This is a genomic window from Microbacterium sp. Bi128 (assembly GCF_918698205.1).
Genome location: NZ_CAKKMM010000748.1, coordinates 1 through 2483 on the forward strand (window position 1 = coordinate 1; position 2483 = coordinate 2483).

3 protein-coding genes and 1 pseudogene are annotated in these 2483 nt (G+C 72.7%); all 4 read left to right on the top strand.

What is annotated here, in order from left to right; genetic code table 11:
• Positions 1-238: pseudogene (locus LQV45_RS25715) on the top strand (MarR family transcriptional regulator); the annotation flags it as partial.
• A 29-nt stretch (positions 239-267) separates the two neighbouring features.
• Entirely contained in the window at positions 268-1179 is a 912-nt protein-coding gene (locus LQV45_RS25720) for a DMT family transporter (protein ID WP_230009475.1), read from the top strand.
• Positions 1160-1918 (top strand): GntR family transcriptional regulator, encoded by a 759-nt coding sequence (locus tag LQV45_RS25725; RefSeq protein ID WP_230009476.1) that lies wholly within the window; start codon positions 1160-1162, stop codon positions 1916-1918. Before LQV45_RS25720 ends, LQV45_RS25725 begins: the two co-directional genes overlap by 20 nt.
• A gap of 28 nt (positions 1919-1946) precedes the next feature.
• Positions 1947-2483 (top strand): Mur ligase family protein (locus LQV45_RS25730; protein ID WP_253074585.1); only part of this gene is annotated, 537 nt, incomplete at its 3' end.

Genomic DNA, 2483 nt, shown 5'->3' on the forward strand with positions numbered 1-2483 from the left:
GTCGATGAACGTGCTCCTGCAGACCCTCGAGCGTGACGGCATCGTCGAGCGCGCCGAGACCGCCCCCTCCGGCAAAGCCCTCCCCACCCGCCTCACCGCGCAAGGACGGAACGACCTCGCGCGGGCGAGCGCCGCCGTGCGCGGGGTCGAGCGCCGAATGCTCGGCGGGATGACGGATGCCGAACAGCTCGCCGCCCGCACTGCCCTGCGCTCCATGGTGCGATCGCTGCGGGAGTGAACCTTCGCAGATTGTGTAACAATCTCTCCATGCTTCCCGCACTCGCGGTCCTCGCCGCCGCCCTGTGCTTCGCCACGACCGGTACGGCTCAGGCACTGGCCGGGGTCGACGCCTCCCCCGTGGCCGTCGGCGCCGCGCGGATCGTGGTGGGCGGCGGCATCCTGGGACTCCTCGCGCTCGCCCGGCGGCGCCCGACGTCGCCGCCCCGGGCGGCTGCCCGGCGGGGATCCACGGCCGCACTCATCGCCGTCGGCGCCCTCGGCGTCCTGGCGTATCAGCCGCTCTTCTTCCTCGGCACGCGCGAGAACGGCGTCGCGATCGGCACCGTGGTCGCCCTCGGCTCGGCCCCGATCGCGACCGGGATCGTGGATGCCATCCGCTCGCGCCGCCTCCCCTCGGGCCGGTGGATGCTCGCCACCGCGATCGCTCTCGCGGGGGTCGTGCTCGTCTCGGGAGTCACCGGCGGCGCGGTCGCCCTGGCCCCGGGCGGCCTGCTCGCTTCGGCCGGCGCGGGAATGTCGTACGCCCTCTATACCGTGTGCGCCAAGGCGCTGATCGAGAGGGGGTGGAACTCCACGCGCGTCATGGGCACGGTGTTCGGTGTCGCCGCCGTCGCGAGCCTGCCGGTACTGCTCGCCGCAGGAACGTCGTGGCTGCTCACCCCGAACGGTCTCGGCCTGGCCCTGTGGCTCGGCGTCGCGACCACCGCGGTCGCGTACCTGTTGTTCGGGTGGGGACTCGCGCGTCTGACCGCCGTCACGGTCTCGACGCTGACGCTCGCCGAGCCTCTCGGTGCGACGCTCCTCGGACTCCTCGTGCTGCAGGAGCAGCTGAGCGCCGTGAGCGCGGTCGGCCTCGCGCTCATCGCGGTGGGCCTCGCCGTGGTCTCCGCTCCGTCGCGTCGGCGTGAGGAGGTCCCGGATGCCACGGCCCCGGCGTGATCCCCCGATGCAGCCGTTCGTCCCCGCCGATGCTGCATCCCCGCGGCCGAGCAGCGAACCCGCCGCGCGCGCAGCCGAAGCTGCGGGGCACCGGCCAAGCGATACACCCGGCCCCCGCGCGGCCGACGTCGTCGCCGCGGCCGTGCGTCATGGCATCCTGTCGGGCGAGCTCGCTCCGGGCACCCCCCTGCGCGAAGAGGAGCTCAGCGCGACGCATGGCGTCTCGCGGCACACCGCGCGCACCGCCCTCGCGCGCCTCACGGCCGAACGTCTCGTCACGGCGGAGCCCTACCGCGGCGTGCGCGTCTCTCTGCTCGACGACGACGCGCTCGTCGCCCTGCAGCAGTTGCGCTGCGCCCTCGAGACCGAGGCTCTGCGGATCGTGCGCGACCGTGGCACCCGTCCCCCTGCCGTCGACGATGCCCTCGACGCGCTCGCGGCCGCCGAAGCCTCGGGCGACTGGCCCGCCACCCTCGACGCTCACGCGCGCGTGCATCTGGCCCTGGTGGATGCCGCCGACTCCCCGCGCATCGCCGAGGAGTACCGCCGACTCGATTCCGAGATGCACCTGCTGCTCACGCACGTGCGCCCCGCCTACGCCCCGGGGGCCCTGGCGACCGAGCATCGCGCCTACGTCGAGGAGGCGCTGGCCGACCCCGAGCGGGCAGTGCGGGCGCACCTCGACCATTCGACGCAAGCGATCCTCGACAGCAGGGGTGCCCGGCATCCCTCGCGGTGAGATGATGACGCGACGTGGAGGGGGCACCATGACATTTCGCATCGAACCGCCAACGGGGCGGCCGATCATCTCGGCCGTCACCGGGACGAACGGGAAGACCAGCGTCGCGACCGCGACCCGGCAGCTGATGACGCTCATCGGCTGGCCGGCAGCGGGGTACGACTCGACCGGGGTGACGGATGTCGACGGGGTTCTTCGCGAGAGTCGGGTCCGCCGATCTCCCGACTACTTGCCGGAACTGATCGACGCACAGGCACGCGCCGGGGCGCAGGCGCTGTCGATCGAGGCGTTCGTCGGCATTTTGGCCGACGGTTTGTTCGACCGGGTCTCCGTCGACACCGCCGTTTCGACCGGGCTGGAGCGCGACCACATCGACGTGCACCGCAGCGTCGAGGGGTATTGGAACGCCAAACTCCGGCTCTTCCGCGAGTATCTGCGCCCGGACGGGCTCGCGATCATCTCCGCCGACTCCGCGCAGGGAGACCTGGTTCGCGAGGCGGCGGGCCGTCGCGGAATTCGGGTGATCGTCGTGGGTGACGGGGGCGATCTGCGTACCGAGGGGGTG